Origin of the sequence: Devosia sp. CN2-171 (assembly GCF_049354815.1) — a bacterium.
GTDB lineage: Bacteria > Pseudomonadota > Alphaproteobacteria > Rhizobiales > Devosiaceae > Devosia_A.
On the sequence record NZ_CP186479.1, the window covers coordinates 816,646 to 836,355 of the forward strand.

General features: G+C 65.1%; 19 protein-coding genes. 14 read left to right on the forward strand and 5 right to left on the reverse strand.

The features are described 5' to 3' along the window. Positions 1 to 101 precede the first annotated feature (101 nt). Both ACOYW5_RS04145 and ACOYW5_RS04150 read left to right on the forward strand, forming a co-directional pair. Positions 102 to 1,253: a M23 family metallopeptidase gene (locus ACOYW5_RS04145; RefSeq protein WP_423067992.1), complete on the forward strand. Its 1,152-nt coding sequence runs from the start codon at positions 102 to 104 to the stop codon at positions 1,251 to 1,253. A gap of 110 nt (positions 1,254 to 1,363) precedes the next feature. After that, the gene (locus ACOYW5_RS04150; RefSeq protein WP_423067993.1) at positions 1,364 to 4,681 is read left to right on the forward strand and encodes a beta-ketoacyl-ACP synthase 3; all 3,318 of its coding nucleotides are present in this window, start codon (positions 1,364 to 1,366) and stop codon (positions 4,679 to 4,681) included. A 183-nt stretch (positions 4,682 to 4,864) separates the two neighbouring features. On the opposite strand, the gene prfB is transcribed toward ACOYW5_RS04150, so the two are convergent. Then, positions 4,865 to 5,993, reverse strand: a protein-coding gene (gene prfB / locus ACOYW5_RS04155; protein ID WP_423067994.1) for a peptide chain release factor 2 whose coding sequence is annotated in 2 segments (ribosomal slippage) — positions 4,865 to 5,923 and positions 5,925 to 5,993 — 1,128 coding nt in all. Because the reading frame shifts where the segments join, the coding sequence is not laid out codon by codon here. A 125-nt stretch (positions 5,994 to 6,118) separates the two neighbouring features. Between prfB and ACOYW5_RS04160 the strand changes: the two genes are divergently transcribed. Beyond that, positions 6,119 to 6,892: an NAD kinase gene (locus ACOYW5_RS04160; protein WP_423067995.1), complete on the forward strand. Its 774-nt coding sequence runs from the start codon at positions 6,119 to 6,121 to the stop codon at positions 6,890 to 6,892. On the opposite strand, the gene ACOYW5_RS04165 is transcribed toward ACOYW5_RS04160, so the two are convergent. The 3 genes from ACOYW5_RS04165 to ACOYW5_RS04175 all read right to left on the reverse strand — a co-directional run bounded on the left by ACOYW5_RS04165 (position 6,889) and on the right by ACOYW5_RS04175 (position 9,646). Continuing rightward, positions 6,889 to 8,097, reverse strand: coding sequence for a DUF2336 domain-containing protein (locus ACOYW5_RS04165; protein WP_423067996.1), 1,209 nt, complete (start codon positions 8,095 to 8,097; stop codon positions 6,889 to 6,891). The genes ACOYW5_RS04160 and ACOYW5_RS04165 overlap by 4 nt on opposite strands. 82 nt (positions 8,098 to 8,179) lie before the next feature. Continuing rightward, positions 8,180 to 8,998, reverse strand: coding sequence for a transglycosylase SLT domain-containing protein (locus tag ACOYW5_RS04170; RefSeq protein ID WP_423067997.1), 819 nt, complete (start codon positions 8,996 to 8,998; stop codon positions 8,180 to 8,182). A 69-nt stretch (positions 8,999 to 9,067) separates the two neighbouring features. After that, positions 9,068 to 9,646 carry a nitroreductase family protein gene (locus tag ACOYW5_RS04175; protein WP_423067998.1) on the reverse strand — a complete coding sequence of 193 codons (579 nt, stop codon included), beginning with the start codon at positions 9,644 to 9,646 and terminating at the stop codon, positions 9,068 to 9,070. A gap of 114 nt (positions 9,647 to 9,760) precedes the next feature. Here ACOYW5_RS04175 and ACOYW5_RS04180 point away from each other — a divergent pair, with 114 nt between their 5' ends. The 11 genes from ACOYW5_RS04180 (at position 9,761) to ACOYW5_RS04230 (ending at position 17,471) form a co-directional block, all read left to right on the forward strand. Then, positions 9,761 to 10,792 (forward strand): hypothetical protein, encoded by a 1,032-nt coding sequence (locus ACOYW5_RS04180; RefSeq protein ID WP_423067999.1) that lies wholly within the window; start codon positions 9,761 to 9,763, stop codon positions 10,790 to 10,792. 100 nt (positions 10,793 to 10,892) lie between these two features. Beyond that, the gene (locus ACOYW5_RS04185; RefSeq protein ID WP_423068000.1) at positions 10,893 to 11,318 is read left to right on the forward strand and encodes a YciI family protein; all 426 of its coding nucleotides are present in this window, start codon (positions 10,893 to 10,895) and stop codon (positions 11,316 to 11,318) included. 16 nt (positions 11,319 to 11,334) lie between these two features. Then, complete coding sequence (locus ACOYW5_RS04190) at positions 11,335 to 11,772, forward strand: YciI family protein (RefSeq protein ID WP_423068001.1); 438 nt, start codon at positions 11,335 to 11,337, stop codon at positions 11,770 to 11,772. 42 nt (positions 11,773 to 11,814) lie between these two features. Further along, positions 11,815 to 13,077, forward strand: a complete 1,263-nt coding sequence (locus tag ACOYW5_RS04195) for an RNA polymerase sigma factor (protein ID WP_423068002.1) — start codon at positions 11,815 to 11,817, stop codon at positions 13,075 to 13,077. A 118-nt stretch (positions 13,078 to 13,195) separates the two neighbouring features. Continuing rightward, a complete protein-coding gene (locus ACOYW5_RS04200; protein WP_423068003.1) occupies positions 13,196 to 14,962 on the forward strand; it encodes an adenylate/guanylate cyclase domain-containing protein in 1,767 nt (588 codons plus the stop codon). A gap of 88 nt (positions 14,963 to 15,050) precedes the next feature. After that, positions 15,051 to 15,305: a PilZ domain-containing protein gene (locus ACOYW5_RS04205; RefSeq protein WP_423068004.1), complete on the forward strand. Its 255-nt coding sequence runs from the start codon at positions 15,051 to 15,053 to the stop codon at positions 15,303 to 15,305. A 144-nt stretch (positions 15,306 to 15,449) separates the two neighbouring features. Then, positions 15,450 to 15,758: a hypothetical protein gene (locus ACOYW5_RS04210; protein ID WP_423068005.1), complete on the forward strand. Its 309-nt coding sequence runs from the start codon at positions 15,450 to 15,452 to the stop codon at positions 15,756 to 15,758. A 110-nt stretch (positions 15,759 to 15,868) separates the two neighbouring features. Beyond that, a complete protein-coding gene (locus ACOYW5_RS04215) occupies positions 15,869 to 16,225 on the forward strand; it encodes a cupin domain-containing protein (protein WP_423068006.1) in 357 nt (118 codons plus the stop codon). 194 nt (positions 16,226 to 16,419) lie between these two features. Next, entirely contained in the window at positions 16,420 to 16,656 is a 237-nt protein-coding gene (locus ACOYW5_RS04220; protein ID WP_423068007.1) for a hypothetical protein, read from the forward strand. Positions 16,657 to 16,808: 152 nt separating this feature from the next. Beyond that, positions 16,809 to 17,099 carry a hypothetical protein gene (locus ACOYW5_RS04225; protein ID WP_423068008.1) on the forward strand — a complete coding sequence of 97 codons (291 nt, stop codon included), beginning with the start codon at positions 16,809 to 16,811 and terminating at the stop codon, positions 17,097 to 17,099. A gap of 93 nt (positions 17,100 to 17,192) precedes the next feature. Further along, positions 17,193 to 17,471 carry a hypothetical protein gene (locus ACOYW5_RS04230; RefSeq protein WP_423068009.1) on the forward strand — a complete coding sequence of 93 codons (279 nt, stop codon included), beginning with the start codon at positions 17,193 to 17,195 and terminating at the stop codon, positions 17,469 to 17,471. A 51-nt stretch (positions 17,472 to 17,522) separates the two neighbouring features. Here ACOYW5_RS04230 and thrS read toward each other — a convergent pair whose 3' ends face one another. Further along, positions 17,523 to 19,496: a threonine--tRNA ligase gene (gene thrS / locus ACOYW5_RS04235; protein WP_423068010.1), complete on the reverse strand. Its 1,974-nt coding sequence runs from the start codon at positions 19,494 to 19,496 to the stop codon at positions 17,523 to 17,525. Positions 19,497 to 19,710: the final 214 nt, after the last annotated feature.

Sequence of the window (19,710 nt, forward strand, 5' to 3'; positions counted from 1 at the left end):
GCACTTTTTGCGTTTGTTAACCTTAACGGACCATGATCGGACGCAGTTGAGTTGCGTCCGGAGTAGCAGTTGTGAGTCCCCACAAGGGTAATGTTCACAAAGTGTTCGGCGCGCCCCCGAAGAAGGCGCCCAAGCAGCGCAGCGGCGGCATCCGCCCCTCGCTCTTCTATCTCAGCTTCACCCTCCTCTTCGGGACCAATGTCCTGACGCTCGTCGGCTTCCTGATGGCGCCGGACATCACTGCCCTGCTCAACGGGCAGAGCGAACAGGTCGTCGCCGCCTACGAGGACCGGATCGCGCAGTTGCGCGTCGAGGTCGATCGGCTGCACTCCCGCCAATACGCCCAGACCGGCGACATCAACCTGCAGCTGCAGGAACTTACCCAGCAGCAGGAAGTGCTGCTCGAGCAGCACCAACTGGTGAAGCAGCTGGCGCAGAAGGCGGCCGAAATGGGCCTCGAGCCCGCGACGCCTGCCGCTGGCGACGACGCGCCCATTGCCGCCGTGACGCCTGCCGCCCTGACGCCTGCCGCCGCGACGCCCGACGACCTCGCCGAGGTCAGCTCCTCTATGACCCAGATGATGACCGACAGCCGGCTGGCTCTCGCGTCGCTCTCTGCATCTGCCACTGAATCGACCGACACCATCCTCGACGCCCTGCGCGGAATCGGGATCAAACCCAGGATGCCGGACGACCTCGACGAGGGTGTCGGCGGCCCGCTCCTGCCGCCATCGACGGACGCGCTAGATTCGAGCGGCATCGTCGACGACGCCAACGAAGCCTACCTGGCCCTCGCCCGTTTCAAGGCGGCTCGCAGCGCCATCGATTTGGCGCCAATTCACAAGCCGATGGATGCCCTTACGCGGATGAGTTCAACCTTCGGCAACCGCAAGGACCCATTCACCGGCGGCCGTGCCTTCCATGCGGGCATCGATTTCCCCGCCCCCAAGGGCACAGCGGTGCTCAGCGCCGGCTATGGCAAGGTGACGTTCGCGGGCGAGAAGTCCGGCTACGGCAATCTCGTCGAGATCACCCACAGCACCGGCCTCGTCACCCGCTACGGGCATCTCAGCGCGTTCCTCGTCAAAGAGGGCCAGATCGTCGACACCGGCACGCCGATCGCCCGGGTCGGTTCCACCGGCCGCTCGACCGGGCCGCACCTCCATTTCGAGGTCCGGCTGGGCGACGCTGCGGTCGATCCCTCGAAGTACCTGGCGGTCGGCAAACGGCTTGCGCGGTTCCTCGGCGCCTGAGGGTGCAGCGCGGCAACGCCCTGTGGCAAATCAGCCATGCATTGTCACAAAGCCACGTAGTTGTTCTGGTTTTTAGTTATTTGCGGGTCTAGGGTCACACCGCAATGCTGATGACTTCGGACATTCCGACGATGCTGCGGCTCCACCGGGCGATGTTTCTTGCCCGCGAGATCGACCGCGTCGAACAAGACCTCGTCAAGCAGGGCCTCGCCCATTTCCATGTCTCCGGCGCCGGCCACGAGTCGTCCGCACTGATCGCCGACTATCTCGGCGCCGAGGACTGGCTGCACCTCCATTATCGTGACAAGGCGCTGCTGGTGGCGCGCGGCATGCCGGTGCGCGAGTTCTTCTCGAGCCTGCTCGCGACGTCGCAATCACACTCCGGCGGCCGCCAGATGAGCGCCCACTATTCGGCGCGCGGCCTCAAGGTCGCCTCGATGGTCGGCCCGGTCGGCAACAACGCGCTGCAGGCCGTCGGTAATGCGCAGGCGGTGAAATCCCATCCGGATGCACCGGTCGTCATCTGCTGCGTCGGTGACGGCACGACCCAGCAGGGCGAGTTCCTCGAAGCGGTGGGCGAGGCGGTACGCACCGCGGCTCCGGTGGTGTTCGTCATCCAGAACAACAACTGGGCCATCTCGACCAAAACTCCCGGTCAGACCTTCTTCGACCTGCCCGGCGGCCCTGCCGACAGTTTCCTCGGCCTGCCGATCCGCCGCGTCGATGGCGTCGATCTCGGCTCGACCCGGGCGGTATTCGAGGCTGCGGTCACCCACACCCGCGCCACGCGCGGTCCCTCCATCGTCCTGATGGAGCTGGAGCGGCTCTCCGACCACACCAATGCCGACGACCAGGCGCTTTACCGCACCGCAGACGACCTGAAAGCTGGCAAGGTCCGCGACCCGCTCGAAGCCATCCGCCAGTCGCTGCGCGAGTCGCAGATGGGCGAGGCGGCGCTGACGCAGCTCGAAACCAGCCTCATCGGCGAGGTCGCCGCGGCGGCTGCGGAAGCCCGCGGCGAGAGTGCCCCCACCACGGCGGGCACGGCGAAAGCCCCCTACCCGACCGGTTTTGCGCAGGCCAAGGAGTATCGCGGCGACACACAAACCGCGACGCTCACCATGCGCGAGGCGCTCAACCGGGTGCTGCGCGAGCAGCTGGCGGCCAACCGCGAAGTGCAGCTACTCGGCCAGGACATCGAGGATCCCAAGGGCGACGTGTTCGGCGTCACCAAGGGCCTGTCCACGGCCTTCCCCGGCCGCGTGCGCAATGCGCCGCTGTCGGAATCGACCATCGTCGGCACGTCGATCGGGCGCGCCCTAACCGGAGAGCGTCCGGTCGCTTTCCTGCAGTTCGCCGATTTCCTGCCGCTCGCCTTCAACCAGATCATCTCCGAACTCGGCTCTATGTACTGGCGTACCGACGGGGCCTGGCAGGCGCCGGTGATCCTGATGGTCAGCTGCGGCGGTTACAAGGCCGGCCTCGGCCCGTTCCACGCGCAAACCCTGGAATCGGTGCTGGCCCACATCCCTGGCATCGATGTTGTCATGCCTTCGAGCGCCGGTGATGCTGCGGGCCTGCTCAACGCCGCATTCCAGAGCAAGCGGCCCACGGTTTTCCTCTACCCCAAGAGCGCGCTGAACCTCTCGGACCGTCGGACCTCCGAAGATATCGCGAAGCACTTCGTGCTCCCCGGCCGCGCGCGCACCGTTCGCACCGGCAACGACCTGACGCTCGTCACCTGGGGCAACCCGCTGGCCCAGTCGCAGCTCGCCGCCGAGACGCTCTCCGGCGCTGGCGCCGAGGTCGACCTCATCGACCTGCGCTCGATCTCGCCGTGGGACGAGGAAGCGGTGCTCCGCTCAGTACGCCGCACCAAGCGCCTGCTCGTCGTCCATGAGGACAATCACACCGCCGGCTTCGGCGCCGAAGTCATGGCGACGGTGATGGAGAAGACCGGTATCCCAGTCCTCGCCAAGCGCGTGACGCGCGACGACATCCACGTGCCGTTCCAGTTTGAACGCCAGATCGACACCCTTCCCTCCTATCGCCGGATCATGGAAGCCGCGGCGGCGCTGCTCGAATTCGATCTCGAGTGGGAAGCGCCGAAGGCCGATACCGGTCCCGCCGCCATCACAGCGATCGGCTCCGGCCCGGCGGACGATGAAGTCGAGATCGTCGAGCTCCTCGTGAAGCCCGGCGACCTGATCAAGACCGGCGATCTTGTCGCCGTCGTCGAGGCCACGAAGGCTGCCGTCGACGTGCAGGCGACGGTGACCGGCAAGGTCCTGTCCATCCCAGTCGCGCCCAAGGACAAGGTCGCCGTGGGCGCGCCGCTGATGTTCGTCGAGGCCGACGCCAGTGCGGCGCCACGGCAGGCAACCGTCACCGCCGAACGTATCGACAAGGCCATCCTTAAGCGCCGTGCCCTTGCCGCTGCTGCGCCAGCCACTATTGGTCGCGCCAAGGTGGCTGTCGGCGTTGCAGGCATTGCGGGTGTTACCGGCGGCCGGAAGGTCAACAATTCCGACCTGCGCGGCAACTGGCAGACGCGCGACTCCGCCGATATTGTCAAGCTCACCGGAATCGAGAGCAGGCGCTGGGTGCAGCCGGGGGAGACGGTGTTCTCGCTGGCGACCGCCGCGACGCAGAAACTGCTCGACGAGCAGCAGCTCGCCATCACCGACATTGATCTCGTCATCGCCGCGACCGGCACGCCCGACGTGATCACCCCGTCGCTGGCCTGCCGCGTCGCCGATGCCGTGAGCAAGGTTGGCCGGGTGAGCCTGCCGGCCTACGACATCAACGCCGCCTGCTCGGGCTATCTCTATGCCCTCGCCCAGGCGCGCGACTTCGTTACCAATAATCCGGCGGCGCGCGTCCTCGTGGTCACCTCCGAGGTGCTGTCACCACTGCTCGACCAGAACGATTTCACCACGGCAGTGCTGTTCGGCGATGCCGCGACGGCCTCGCTGGTCCAGGGACCGGACCACGAGCAGCCGACCCTTTTCACTTTCGCCCAGCCGACGATCGCCGGCTCCCCCGAATCCGGCGAGTTGCTGAGCGTGCCGCGCGCCGGCGAGGGCTACATCCACATGAACGGCCGTGAAGTGTTCACCGATGCGGTTCGCGCTATGACCGCGACGCTGACCTCGGCCTGCGCGGCCGAAGGCATCAGCATGGATGACATCGACCTGATGGTGCCGCACCAGGCCAACCAGCGGATCATCGACGCCATCGCCCGCCGGTCGGGACGGCCAGCCCACTCGATCATCCGCACCTTCGGCAATACCAGCTCGTCGACCATCCCGCTGGCGCTGATGGATGCACTGCCGACTACCAAGCCGGGCGACCGGCTCGGCCTTGTCGCCTTCGGCGGCGGCATCACCTATGCGGCGGCGGTCGCCACCGTTGGCACGCCGCGCTGATCGATCACATATTCCGGATAGTGGAACGAGTTAGTGCGAATGCATCATGCGGACGTTACGCATTGTTGCTAGCAACAATGCGTTGGGCGTCGAGGTGGCACTAGGCGCCAACGATCCTGATTTTTGGGACCTCTAGGGTCGGCCGGCGGAGGGTTCTTGCCGGCCGATCGCTTTGTGAGGGCCTTAGTCGACGTCCGCGACCGTGTCGGCATAGCCGGTGACGCGGGCCGCCAGCGACGCTTCCATGAAGTCATCGAGATCGCCGTCCAGCACCGCGGCGGTGTTCGACGTCTCGTGGCCGGTGCGCAGGTCCTTGACCATCTGGTAGGGCTGCAGCACGTAGCTGCGGATCTGGTGACCCCAGCCGACATCGGTCTTCGCGGCCGACTCGGCGTTCGCCGCCTCTTCGCGCTTCTGCAACTCGATCTCGTAGAGCCGCGCCTTCAGCATCTGCATCGCCGTCGCACGGTTCTTGTGCTGGCTGCGCTCCTGCTGACAGGCCACAACCACGCCACTTGGAATGTGGGTGATGCGGATCGCCGAGTCGGTGGTGTTCACGTGCTGGCCGCCGGCGCCCGACGAACGGTAGGTGTCCACCTTGAGATCGGACTCGTTGATCTCGATGTTGATGGTGTCGTCGACCACCGGATAGACCCAAGCGCTCGAAAAGCTGGTGTGCCGCCGCGCTGCGCTGTCATAGGGCGAGATACGGACGAGGCGGTGCACGCCGCTCTCGGTCTTCAACCAGCCATAGGCATTGTGACCGGACACCTTGATGGTCGCGGACTTGATCCCGGCCTCTTCGCCGTCATGCATTTCCATGACTTCGATCTTGAACTTCCGCCGCTCCGCCCAGCGCGTGTACATGCGCAGGAGGATATTGGCCCAGTCCTGGCTCTCGGTACCGCCGGCGCCCGAGTGGATTTCGAGATAGGCGTCGTTGCCGTCGGCTTCGCCGGACAGCAGCGTCTCGACCTGGGCCGAGCGCGCGTCCTTCAGGGTTTCCTGCAGGGCCTGTTCCGCTTCCTTGACGATTTCGGCGTCGTTCTCGGCCTCCCCCATCTCGATGAGCTCGGAATTGTCGCGGATCGAGGCTTCGAGCGCCCGAACAGCCGCGATCTGGCTATCCAGTTCGTCGCGCTTCTGCATGATCGGGCGCGCCTTTTCCGGATCGGCCCAAAACTCCGGGTGCTCGGTGCGGGCGTTAAGGTCGTCTAGTCGTGCCTGGGCTGTATCCCAGTCAAAGATGCCTCCTCAGCAGGCTTATGACCTGCTCGATTTCAGCGATGACCTTGGTGATTTCGGCGCGCATTTCTATCCTCAAACTCGTTGGGGCTCATGTAGTTGAGACTAAGGGCTGGATCAACCCGTTCTTCCCCGCGTCACCCACGCATGCTAGGCAGCGGGCTCACCGCGCGGGCGGCAAAGGGGCGGCAAGTGACTGAGCGCATCGAGGGAGTGAGCTTCGTGTCGAGCGGCACGCCCGAGGCGGATCGCGCCGCGGACATGCTGCGCGAGCGCTACGGCGACTGCGGTTTCGACAGTGCCCGGGTCGTCGTGGCGCTGGGCGGCGATGGCCTTATGCTGCAGACGCTGCACCGCAAGATGGGCAAGTCGGTCCCGGTCTACGGCATGAACTTCGGCAGCGTCGGCTTCCTCATGAACGAGTTCGCCGCCGACGGCCTGGCGGCACGACTCGAGGCGGCCATCCCGACCGACATCTATCCCCTGCAGATGCACGTGCGGCTCGCCGACGGCTCCGAGCGCACCGCGCTGGCGCTCAACGAAGTGTCGCTGTTCCGCATGACCTACCAGGCGGTGAAGGTGCAGATCGTCGTCGATGGCCACGTCCGGCTCGAGGAACTCATCTGCGATGGTGTGCTGCTGGCCACGCCCGCCGGCTCGACCGCCTACAACCTTTCGGCCCACGGCCCGATCCTGCCGATCGATGCGCCGCTGCTCGCGCTCACGCCGATCTCCCCGTTCCGTCCCCGGCGCTGGCGCGGCGCCATCCTCAATAACCACGCTGAGGTCAAATTTGTCACGCGCGAAGCCGACAAGCGTCCGGTCAGCGCCGTGGCCGACAACGTCGAGTTCCAGCGGGTAATCGAGGTGACGGTACGCGAGGATCGCAAGCAGAAGGTCACGCTGCTGTTCGATCCCGGCACCGGGCTCGAGGAACGCGTGCTCAGCGAGCAGTTCAGGTACTAGGCCGCTGGCAGCGCCAGCCGGTCTTCCTGTGCGATCCGCGGCAGATCCATCTCGGCATCGGTCGAGCCGGCAAATCCCGCCATGACACCGCGCGCGGCCCGGCGGGCGAGGATCACATTCTGCTCGCTGAGATAGGCAAAGGCCTCTTCGAGCTCGGGAGGGATGGTCCCGCGATGGTCGAAGATCAGTTCTTCCGTCATCGCCGTCACGACGAAATGGCGCGCCGCCAGATCGTCGGCGAGATCAGCGGCACGGGCATGGAAGATCAATCGCGCCAGCATGTTGCGCACCGGCGCGGACAGCCCGCAACGGCTGAACAGCGCATTCAGCGCTGCCCGGCTGCCGCTCTCCAGCAGCGTGAACACTTTCTGGCGTGGGACCTCGGAGAGCGTCGCCACGCAATCGGCGAAGAACAGCACGTGCCCCTGCACGATCGCGTGCAGCATGACACGTGTGGAGACCCGCTCTGAATCGACTAGCGTAGCTGCATAGGGCGCCCTGCCCGCGGCGGCCTCCTGTTCGCCAATCGAGGTCAGCGCCGTGTCGGTTGCATCGCGCAGCAGCCGGTCAAGCCGGTGCGCCGCCACCGCGCCGCTGACGATACGGGTGGCGCGTAACGCGGCGGCGACAGCCTGCACCAGGATCAACCTGGAATCGGCGGGGAGGTCGTCACGGTCGAGCAGCAGCCCGCGCAGTTCAGCGTCGTCGCTGGCCTCGTTGGCGGCGATGCGGCGGAGCATGGCTTCCGTGAACGGGACGCCGGTCCGGGACAGAAGCGCGAGGATCAGCGGCCGCCCGCCGCGATCCACCAAGGCCTCTACGATGCGCGACGTAAGGCGCTCGCGCATCGCCACGGCGAGCAGCATCGCCTCGTCGCCGTCGCGGATCACGCCCATGATGTCGGCATCGACGAGGGCCGGCGAGTACTGCACAACCGCGCGAGAGATCACCGCGCTATCCTGCAGCAAGGCGAGGAGGATTGGACGCGGCGCTTCGAGCGCGTGCAGCAGGCCATAGGCCAGCGCACCGCGGACTCGGACGGACGGATCGTCGAGGAAGCCGATCAGCGCCGCATAGAGCGCAGCATGCTCGTCGGCCGGGCCATAGTGGTTGAGATAGGCCATCGCCGCGAGGTGGGCAGCCTGCCCCCTTTCCTCGCTGTCACGCGACTGGCTCAGCGCGACAAAATCCTGGTACGCAACCATCAAGCTCTCCGGCAGGCGTCGAGACTGACGCTACCGGGGAAGGCTTAATAACCGGTTCACCATAATTGTTCAGCCAGGCCAGCTACTTGCCCTGGCCATAGAGTTGGGTGAACAGCGCCGCTCCCTGCGCTTCCGAGGCGGGACTCAGGAGCACCCTACCCTGCACTTCACCCTCGTTTGAGAAAAGCGAGGTGAACGACATGTCGTCCGCCGAAAACCGCGACGGGATTGTCGCCGCTGCGGGCCATTTGCCTGTCGGGTCCGAGGCCATCTGCTGAGCGGAGAACAGCGGATCGAACTGGCCGTCGTGCTTGTCAACCAGCGCCCGGTAGACCTCACGGATCGTCCGCGGCGTGCCGTTCTCGTAGAAGATCGCCCGGTTCGCCTTGGCCTGCTTGGGGAACAGGTCCGCCGCGATCTGATCCGGATCCGACAGCCCGGCGTTGAACATCTTCTCGGCGCCCTGCGGGCCGAGGAAGTGGGCGATGTACAGCTCTCCGGGGCTCGGCATGCGGCCGAACTTCTCGAACAGGTACTCCCCGTTGCTACGCGTGAATGCCGCGGCCAAGTCGGCAGAGACCTGAGGATCCTCACGCAGTGCGAGAATGTCCGCCCGCAGCGCTTTGTCGGCTATGTAATAGTCGCCGTCCTTGTCGACCCTGATGGCGTCCGCGTACTGCTGGTAACCGAGGCGCGGTCCCTCCTGCCTCATCACCTGCAGCCAAGTGCTGTCGAGGAACTGGAACAGTCCGGTAGCGCTCGAAGTCTGCGCCTTGGCCTCGGGATTCAGGCTGCTTTCGCGGATCGCCGTCTGCAGCAGGTAATCGAAGTCGACATCGCTCTTGGCCCCTGCCGTGTCGATGGCATAGGCGAGCGGCTGCGGCACCGATATCGGCTTCACGCCCATCGACTCGAAGGGTCCGTTGCTAACGTTCGGTTAACCAATCGCCCGCCGCGGGTTAACAAAACGTTACTCGCCCCACCAGGTGGCGATGCGATCGAGGTTCGGTCGGTCGCGATCTTCGATCACCGTGGTCGGTGTCCCGATATGGACAAAACCGACGAAGCGCTCACCACCCCGCGCTCCAAGCATGGTCTGCGCCTCGGGGTCGAACCCATACCAGCGGTTGGTCCAGCTGGCGGCAAACCCCAGCGCAAAGGCGGCATGCGAGAGGTTGAAGCAGACGAGGCCCGCCGACAGCAACTGCTCCATCTCAGGCGCCTTGGGGTTCGGCTTGGGCGAGAGCAGCACGCCCACAGTCACGGGCGCCGGCAGGAACTGGCGCCGCTCGATGTCGAGACCGGCTTCGTCCAGATCGGGACGGCGGCGCCTCATGATTTCGGCCAGCTTCTCGCCGGCCTTCTCGCGCGCCTCGCCCTCGATAACGATCAGGCGCCACGGCTCGAACTTGCCGTGGTCAGGCACGCGGGTGCCGATCGTGAGGATTTCCCGCAGCTCCTCCGGGGTCGGACCCGGATCCTTGAGGAAGCCGATGCCGACCGAGCGGCGGGTCTTGAGATAGTCGCGCAGTGCGGCGTTGATGGGCATGGTCTGGTCCTTGCGAGAGTGAGGACCTTATGACACAGCTTTTCCCCAATCCAAGCGTAGGCACGCGTCGACTTTAGGCCGACGCGCCAGCCGGCGCAGTTGCGGGGACGACGGGTGAGACTGAAGCACTGGATCGGCGTGTTCGTACTCGCGGCGCTGCTGGCTCCGCTGGCGGCGACTGCCGAGGATCCCCCCATCCCCCTGCCCCGTCGTGCCGACCGCATGCCGGCCGGCGTTGCCGCTCCCGCGCCAGCCCCTGCCGTGACCGAAGAGGCTGCGCCGGACGACCAGGCTGCACTGCAGCCCGAGATCGATCCCGCCGAGGCTATGAAGGCCGCGGCCCAGGCCGCCGCCGCGGCCGCTGCCGTCGCTTCGGTGAACGCGACGCCGCAGCCGGTGACCCTCAGCGCCAAGATCACCGAAGACAGCGGTGACCTGCCCGATGGCGTCACCTGGCGGGTGTTCGAGACCAAGACCGATTCGCAGGGCGACCTGATCCTTGCGCAGAAATCCGACGACGCGACCGCTCATCTCGAACTGACGCCGGGCAACTATGTCGTCCACGTCGCCTATGGCCGGGCCCAGACCACCGAGACGCTGACGGTCGCCGAGGGCGACAACAGCAAGGAACTGGTGCTGGACGCCGGCGCCATGCGACTCAGTGCGGCGGTGGCTGGCGACGTGCCGATCCCGATCAACCTGCTCCGCTTCGATATCTACACCGCCGGCGACGAGGCCGACCGGACGCTGGTGGCGCAGAACCTCAGCCCCAACGACATCGTGACGCTCAACGGCGGCACGTATCACATCATCTCGTATTTCGGCGATGTGAACGCCGTGGTGCGCGCCGATCTGCGGGTCGAACCGGGCCAGCTCACCGACGCGACGCTTTATCACAAGGCGGCGCAGGTCTCGTTCAAGCTGGTGAGCGAAGCGGGTGGCGAAGCGATCGCCGATATCGACTGGACCGTGAAAACCGCCGACGGGCAGACGGTGTTCACCAATATCGGCGCTTTCCCCTCGACCGTTCTCGCCGAGGGCGACTACCTCGTCTTGGCCAAGCGCGGCGAGCAGGTCTACAACCGCGAGTTCCAGGTGCAACCCGGTCCGGCGCGCGAAATCGAAGTCCTGACCACGGTCTACTGACGATCGCGAAGAATCTTTCGGCGCCGTGTCGATTCCGCGCTGGTCCGTTCGTTGTGTCATTGAGGCAGCGCAACTGCTGCGACACACGAGGAGAACGGCCATGCGTTTCATGATCATCGTCAAGTCGACCCCCGACAGCGAAGCGGGTGTCATGCCCAAGCCCGAAGCCTTCGAGGCGATGGGCAAGTTCAATGAAGAGCTGATCGATGCGGGCGTGCTGCTCGCCGCGGAGGGACTGCATCCCTCCAGCAAGGGTGCGCGCGTCACCTTCAAGGGTGGCAAGCATGTCGTCCAGGATGGCCCGTTCGCGGAAACCAAGGAGTTGATCGCAGGCTTCTGGATCATCACCGCCAAGTCCCAGGACGAGGCGCTCGAGTGGGTCAAGCGCGTGCCGTTGGACGAAGGCGAAACGATCGAGCTCCGCCGAGTGTTCGAAGCTGCCGATTTCGCCGACGTCGTGTCGGCCGAAGAGGTCGCGAAGGAACAGGCCTGGCGCGACGCCAACCAGAAGCCCATCACCAACTGACGAGAGGGAGAACACCATGCAGTTCATCATCTTCCGCAAGGCCGACGCCGAGACAGAGGCGGAAACAAGCGCCGATCTGGTGGCGAGCCCTCAGCTGATCGCGGACATGACCACCTTCCACGACGAAGGCGCCAAGGCGGGCATCGTCATCGGTGGAGCCGGCCTGCACCCGACGCGCAATGGGGCCCGGGTGAAGTTCAGGGACGGAAACCCCACGGTGATTGACGGTCCGTTCACCGAGGCGAAAGAACTGATCGCCGGCTACACGCTGATCGAGGCGCCGTCACTGGAGGCCGCGCTCGACTGGGTGAGGCAGTGGCCGAAACTGGACGGGCACGGAAACGTCGAGCTCGAAGTGCGCCAGCTCTACACCGAGGCGGACTTCGGCGAGGCCTACACCGAGGCCATGTCCCTGAAGGACGCTGCCCGCGAGGCCCTCGCGACGCCGAAATGACCGGGTTGCCCAGGCGGATCGGATTTGGTCTGATCCGCCACCATGACGGACAGGGATACGCAGCGCGCCATCGAGGCGGTTTTCCGCATCGAGCAGGCGAGGGTAATTGCCGGCCTGACGCGGATCGTTCGCGATGTCGGGCTCGCCGAGGAACTGGCGCAGGACGCCCTGCTGGTCGCCCTCAAGCACTGGCCGGAGAGCGGCGTGCCGCGCAATCCGGGCGCCTGGCTGATGCAGACGGCCAAGCACCGTGCCATCGACTATTTCCGGCGTAACAAGATGGCCGCCCGCAAGCTCGACGAACTCGGCCACGACCTGCGCGAGATCGAGTCGACCGCCCCCGACCTCGATACCCCGCTCGACGACGATGTCGGCGATGACCTGTTGAAGCTGATCTTCACCTCCTGCCACCCCGCGATCTCGCAGGAGGCCCGCGTCGCGCTGACCCTGCGTCTGCTCGGCGGGCTCACCACCGACGAGATCGCCCGTGCCTTCCTCGTCCCCGAACCGACGATCGCGCAACGCATCGTGCGCGCCAAGAAGAGCCTCGCCGAGGCCGGACTGCCCTTCGAAGTCCCCCGAGCCGAAGAGCGGGACGCCCGCCTCGGCTCAGTGCTCGAGGTTCTCTATCTCGTCTTCAACGAAGGCTATTCCGCTACCGCCGGCGATGACTGGACGCGGCCGGCCCTCTGCGAGGAGGCCATGCGCCTTGGCCGCATCCTTGCCGGCCTCGCCCCGCGCGACGCCGAGGTCCATGGCCTCGTCGCGCTGATGGAGATCCAGGCCTCGCGCCTCAGGGCCCGCACGGCCCACGATGGGACGCCCATCCTGCTGCTCGATCAGAATCGCGGCTTGTGGGATCAGCTGCTGATCCGGCGCGGCCTTGCCGCGCTTGAAGTGGCAGAAGATCTCGGCGGTCGGGGTCCCTACGCCCTGCAGGCGGCAATAGCTGCCTGCCACGCCCGCGCCCGTAAGGGCGAAGACACCGACTGGCCCAGAATCGCCGCGCTCTACGACGCCCTGGCGATCACGACCCCAAATCCGGTGATCGAGCTCAACCGTGCAGTCGCCCATTCGATGGCCTTCGGACCAGCGGATGGGCTGGCAATTCTCGATGGCATCGCACACGCCCCTGCCCTCAAGAGCTACCACCTGCTCCCCAGCGTGCGCGGGGACTTCCTGATGAAACTCGGCCGCCGCGACGAGGCCCGGCTTGAGTTCGACCGTGCCGCCGGGCTTACCCGCAACCAGCGCGAGCGCGACCTGCTACTGGCTCGCGCCGCCGAATGCGCCGCACCGGCCTGATTCCAAGGACGCAGCTGCATGCGTGCCATGTCGCGATTTGTTTCGGCGCGCGGCTCGCGGCGCTATCTCCGTCACATTCGGCAATGCTATAGAGCGGCTAGCGCAGCAGAAGACTTGAATGGCTCAGCCCGACCGTAGACTGGTCCCAATCGTATCGCTGGACGTGGTGGGGTATTCCCGGCTCGTCGAACGCAATGAGCGTCAGACCTTGCGCCTCGTGCAGCGGGTCTACGAGCGCCTGATTTCACGCACCATCGGCGAGGCTGGCGGCAAGGTCTTCAAGACAATGGGCGATGGCCTGCTCGCCGAATTCAGCAGTGTCGTCGCCGCCGTGCAATGGACGGCGCAGCTGCAGCGCGAAATCCACGAGCGCAAGATCCACGCGCCGGGCGGCGAGATGTTCCAGGTCCGTGCCGGCATCGTGCTGGCCGACGTGCTCGTCGCGGGCAACGATCTCTACGGCTCCGGCATCAACCTCGCGGTGCGGGTGCAGGGGCACTCGCCGCCGGGCGGGATATGCATCACCAAGTGGATGTACCAGTATCTCGACGGCACGATCGACCTGCCCTTCACCGATATGGGCCCGACCGAGCTCAAGAACATTTCGAAGACGGTGCGCATCTACACTTGGCACCCGGCCGGCATCTCGCGCCCGCAGCCGACCGATGCGCCGCTACCGGCGCCGCCGAGCAACCGGCCGTCCGTCGTCGTGCTGCCGTTCGACAATCTCTCGGGCGAGGCCGACCAGAGTTATTTCGCCGATGCCGTGGTCGAGGAGATCACCGCGACGCTGAGCCGGGTGAAGGACTTCTTCGTCATCGCCCGCAACTCGGCCTTCACCTACAAGGGCCGCGCTGGCATCGACATCCGCCAGATCGGCCGCGATCTCGGCGTGCGCTACGTCGTCGAGGGCTCGGTCCGCCGCGTCGGCGAGAAAGTGCGCATCACGGCACAGCTCGTCGAAACCGACACCGGCAGCCACATCTGGTCGAACAAGGTCGATGGCGCGGTCGCCGATCTCTTCGACCTGCAGGATCGCATGGCCGCCGAGGTCGCGAGCGCCATCCAGCCCTCCATCCGCCGCGCCGAGATCGAGCGCGCTAGGAAGAAGCGGCCGGACACCCTCGCTGCCTATGATCTCGTCATGCGGGCCTTCCCGCATCTCTGGGCCCATAACCCCACGGACAACGCCGAAGCCATTGCCCTGCTCAAGCGCGCGCTCCAGCTCGACCCCGACTACGCGCTCGCCGCCGCGCTGGCCGGCTGGGCGCACGGTCAACAGGTCGTCTACAACTGGACTACCGACTATGCCACCGAGCGCCTCGAGGCCGGCAGCCTGATCGAGACGGCCGTTCGCACCATCGGCGAGGATCCCACCGCCCTCACCGCGCTCGCCTCCGCCATGATGATGCTCGGCCTCGACGTGCCGCAGGCCGCTGCGCTTGCCGACCGGGCCCTGGCGCTCGATCCCAACCATGCCTGGGCCTGGATGCGGCGCGGCTGGGGCCAGGTCTACCTCAGCAACCCGGAGGAAGGGCTCGTCGCCTTCGAGCGCGCCATGCGGCTCTCGCCGATGGATCCGTTCGCCTTCAACATCCACATCGGCGTGGGCCTTGCCCACTTCGCTGCCGGCCGGCCGCAGCAGGCGATCATCTGGGCCCAACGCGCGCTGTCCGAACGTCCGGGCCTCACCTGGCCACATCGCGACCTCGCGACCTACTACGCCCATCACGGCGACCTGGCTGCCGCCCGCGACGCGCTCGAGCGCTTCCGCCGCGTGCATCCGGGTGTGAGCATCGCCAGCATCGGCGACGGCTTGCGCTTCATGTATCCCTCGCTTTTGGCGCGATATCTCCAGGGATTGCGGCTCGCCGGCCTCGAATGAGTGCCTGCTTACGCAATTTTATGCATCTCCTCAGTATTTCTCCAACCTGAACCCGTCATTGTCAGGCTTGGTTTTAGGGGGCAGTGCCTTGGATATCCGGCTCGAAAAGCGTCAATCTGCGCGTCGCAACACTATGATCCAGGCGAGCCTGGTCTATGACGGCGGCCGTTCCCGCATGCCGTGCGTCATCCGCAACCTGTCGGATACCGGCGCCAAGATCGAAGTCTCCTCGGTCACCAAGATTCCCCGCACCTTCGACCTCGTCGTCGACCGGGTCCGCCCGCAGAGCTGCGTCGTTGTGTGGCGCGCCGTCAAAGAACTCGGCGTTCAGTTCCAGAGCTGACAAGTCCGTGAACCCCTGCTGAACGCCCAGTTCGGGATCGGTTCAAATCGCCTCTCCTATCAGACCGGCCATCGACGGCGAGCGCAACGTTCGCCTTCCAACGTTCCGCCATTCTGCGGAACTGCCGTCTAACAGGAGTGGATTATGAAGAATTTCATTGCTCTGGCGCTTGTCGCTGCTTCGCTGACCGCGTTTCCCGTCGCGACCCCGGCCTTCGCCGTTGATACCAGCATTTCCGCCCTTTGCGGCCCTGACGGTCCGGAATCCTACAAGCGGCCCGGCGGCTATTGCGAGCAGATCGGCTCGAACAACTCGCTGGTCGAGCCGAAGGATGGCTGCACCTACTACTACCTTCCCGCCAGCATCGACCTTCTGAAGCCGCTGGAGGAGACCGCCCTGGTTGCCGACAACTGCTACTACTACCAAGACGCCGCGCCGGCTGAAACGCTCTGACGCCAAGCGGGAGCGACGATCACCGTCGCTCCCCTTGCATCCTATATTCGTTCAAGCCCCGTTCAGCCGGTTGTGCTAACGTGCAAGACAGGATCCGGGGGACACCTCCCATGACCAAGCACGCCTTCTTCATCGCCGACGATCGTGTCATCCACGTCGCCAACCCGGCCGGCGCCGGCTTCCAGTATCGCGCGCTGCCGCATGTGCTGCCGCCCAGCGTCCAGTCCGGCCCGTTCCAGCATGAGGGCGCCGAGACCGTGATCGTCGTTGCCGGTGGAATCGTCGAAGTCATGATCAACGGCGCGGCTGCCATGGTCGGCGCAGGTGGCTTTGTCCGGGTCCCTCCGAACGCGGTCTTTGCCTATCGCAACGCCGGCGATGACGTGGCACACCTGCTTTGCCGTACCGCACCGGCCAACCGTGCGCGGCAGTCCTGCAAGGTGACCATCCACCTCACTGCGGCCTGACTAGCCGACATCCCGATCTTGAACAAGGCGGCCCAAGTGGCCGCCTTTCGTTTTTTGGCGACTGGTTCCGGCGGCTGAACTGCGGGTGAACGTCAGGTTCGGCGCCCCTTCACGTCCTCTGGCGCAATCATCCGTTCATTCAACGGAAATCGTCATTCTTTTCCGAATCTATGACGCTACAGAAAGATAGACAAATGCGCTCCCTTCTCACCATCACCCTTCTTGCCCTTATCTCCTCCACCTCGTTCGCTCTCTCCCCCGCCATCGCTGTCGATGCGTCGATCAGCGCCAAGTGCAACCCGGACGCCCCAGAAGACTACAAGCGTCCCGGCGGGTACTGCGAGCAGATCGGAGCCAACAGCCTGCTTTCCGGCGGCGACTCAAAGGGCGCCGAACACAACGGCCCGGACGACGGCCCCGAGGATCAGTGACTCAACTGTCATAAGTCATCATATGACTATGAACCCGGGTTGAACGACAAGTTCGGCCTGGGTTCAGTGCGTCGCCATTAGTTCTTCCTGCCATCGCTGCGGACGTTGCTCCGCCGCAAGATACGGCCAGTTCCTGGCCTCAGGAGAGAACCATGAAGAACATCATCGCCCTCACCCTCATGCTTGCCATGGCCGCCCCGTTTGGCGGCGTCACCACCGCCCTCGCCGACTCGTCGACCGACCGCCTGTGCGGCCCCGATGCGCCGGAGGGCTACAAGCGGCCCGGCGGCTACTGCGACCAGATCGACAGCAAGGGCTCGTTGATGGACCACAAGGAAGGCTGCGACTACCTGCCGCTCAATATCAGCATGCTGCTGCCGACAGAACGGCTGCTCGTCGCCGACTGTTACCAGGCGTCGAAAGAGCTCGCAGTCGCGGTCTGACCATCAGCGGGGTCGCGACTCAGCCGTCTCGTCTCATTCGGCTTTGACCGAGATTCCATCACATTGGCCAGTCCCTGGCCTCAGGAGAGAACTATGAAGAGCATCCTCGCCCTCACCCTCATGCTTGCCATGGCAACCCCGTTCGGCGGCGTCACCACAGCTTTCGCCGACTCGTCGACCGACCGCCTGTGCGGCCCCGATGCGCCGGAGGGCTACAAGCGGCCCGGCGGCTACTGCGACCAGATCGACAGCAAGGGCTCGTTGATGGACCACAAGGAAGGCTGCGACTACCAGATGGTTGAAGCGCTGCTCACATCGCTCGCACCGGGCGAGAGGTTGCTTGTTGCCGACGACTGTCTGCCCGCGGACTGATCCGCCGACCATGTGAGTGGGGCCGCATCGCTGCGGCCCCACTCAATTCGCTCAGGCTGCGGCCTGCTGCTTCAGGTCTGGCGGAACGGCTTCCGCCATCAGTTCGACGATGGCGTCGGTCGCCGGAATGACGTTCTGGCCCTCGGTGCCGAGACGGCGCACCGACACGGTGCCTTCCTCAGCCTCGCGCTTACCGACCACGAACATCAGCGGCACCTTCTGCACCGAGTGCTCGCGCACCTTGTAGTTGATCTTCTCGTTGCGCGCGTCGAGTTCGGCCCGAATGCCGCCGGCCCGCAGCTTGTCGACCAGCTTCTGGGCGTAGTCATCCGCTTCCGAGACGATGGTCGCGACCACTACCTGTACCGGCGCGAGCCACATCGGCATCTTGCCGGCGTAGTGCTCGATCATCATGCCGATGAAGCGCTCGAGCGAGCCGAGGATCGCGCGGTGCAGCATCACCGCATACTTCTTGGTCCCGTCTTCGGCGACATACATGGCACCGAGCCGCTCGGGCAGCACGTAGTCGAGCTGGAGCGTTCCCACCTGCCACGAACGCCCGATGGCGTCCTTGAGGTGAAATTCGAGCTTGGGTGCATAGAACGCCCCCTCGCCCTCAGCAATGACGAAGTCATAGCCGGTCGCCTTCAGCGCGTCGCCCAGGGCCTTCTCGGCCGCGTCCCAGCGCTCGATCGTGCCCCCGAACTTCTCCGGCCGCGTCGCGAGCTTGATGACGACATTCTCGAAGCCCATGTGCCCGTACACCGAATAGAGCAAGTGCACGAAACGCTCGGTCTCGGCCTGGATCTGGTCCTCGGTGCAGAAGATGTGGGCGTCGTCCTGGGTCATCTGCCGCACGCGCAGCAGGCCATGCAGCGCGCCGTGGGCCTCGTTGCGGTGGCAGCAACCGAATTCCGCCATGCGCAGAGGCAGATCGCGGTAAGACTTGATCCCCTGGTTGAAGATCTGGATATGGGCCGGGCAGTTCATCGGCTTGAGCGCCATCAGCTCCGCCTTGCCCGAGAGCACCGGACCTTCTTCCTCGGTCCCGGGTACCTCGTCAGGCACCACGAACATGTTTTCGCGGTACTTGCCCCAGTGCCCGGAGGCTTCCCAGAACTTGGACGACATCAGCTGGGGGGTTTTCACCTCGTTGTAGCCGTTGGCGTTCACGCGCCGGCGGATATAGGCCTCCATCTGGTTGTAGAGGACATAACCCTTCGGGTGCCAGAACACCGAGCCCTGAGCTTCTTCCTGCAGATGGAACAGGTCGAGGTCGCGGCCGATCTTGCGATGGTCGCGCTTCTCGGCCTCCTCGATCATGTGGAGGTACTCGTCGAGTTCCTTCTGGTTGGCGAAAGCCGTGCCGTAGATGCGGCTCAGCACGGGATTGTTGCTGTCGCCGCGCCAATAGGCGCCCGCCACCTTGGTCAGCTTGAAGGCCGTGCCGACATCCTTGGTCGAGCGCATGTGCGGACCGCGGCAGAGGTCGAACCACTGACCCTGCTTGTAGATCTTGATCGACTGGTCCTCAGGGATCGCGTCGACGAGCTCGACCTTGAACTCCTCGCCCTTGGACTTGAACACCTTCTTGGCCTGGTCGCGGGTCCAGATTTCCTTGGTGAAGGCGGCGCCGCGCGCGATGATCTCGGCCATCTTCTTCTCGATGGTCGGGAAGTCATCCTCGCTGAACGGCGTGTCGCGTTTGAAGTCGTAGTAGAAGCCGTTCTCGATCACCGGACCGATCGTGACCTGCGTCGACGGCCACAGCTCCTGCACGGCCTCAGCGAGCACGTGCGCGGCATCGTGCCGGATGAGCCCGAGGCCATCGGGACTGTCGCGCATCACGAACTCGATCTTGCCATCTGCCTCGAGCGGATCGGAAAGGTCGCTGAGGACCCCGTTCCACTTCATCGCGACAGTCTTCTTGGCCAGACTCGGGGAGATGGACTCGACCACGGTGGTCCCGGTGGTGCCACGCGCATAGTCGCGTACTGCACCGTCGGGGAACGTCACCTTGATCATTTTCATCTCCAATGGGAAATCGCCGGCGGAATACCGGCAAGGCGGGGTGTCTAGCACGCGGCAAAGCCCCGCGCCAAGGGAGCGGCCGTATCGGCCTCGCCAGCCACGATCCCGGCATGGTGCTCGTCTGTTGCTCCGCTCTCGCCCAGTCCGAATGCTTGGCAAGGATAGCTGATCCCCCAAGAATGCAGTTCTTTACTGTTCTTCTCTCGTA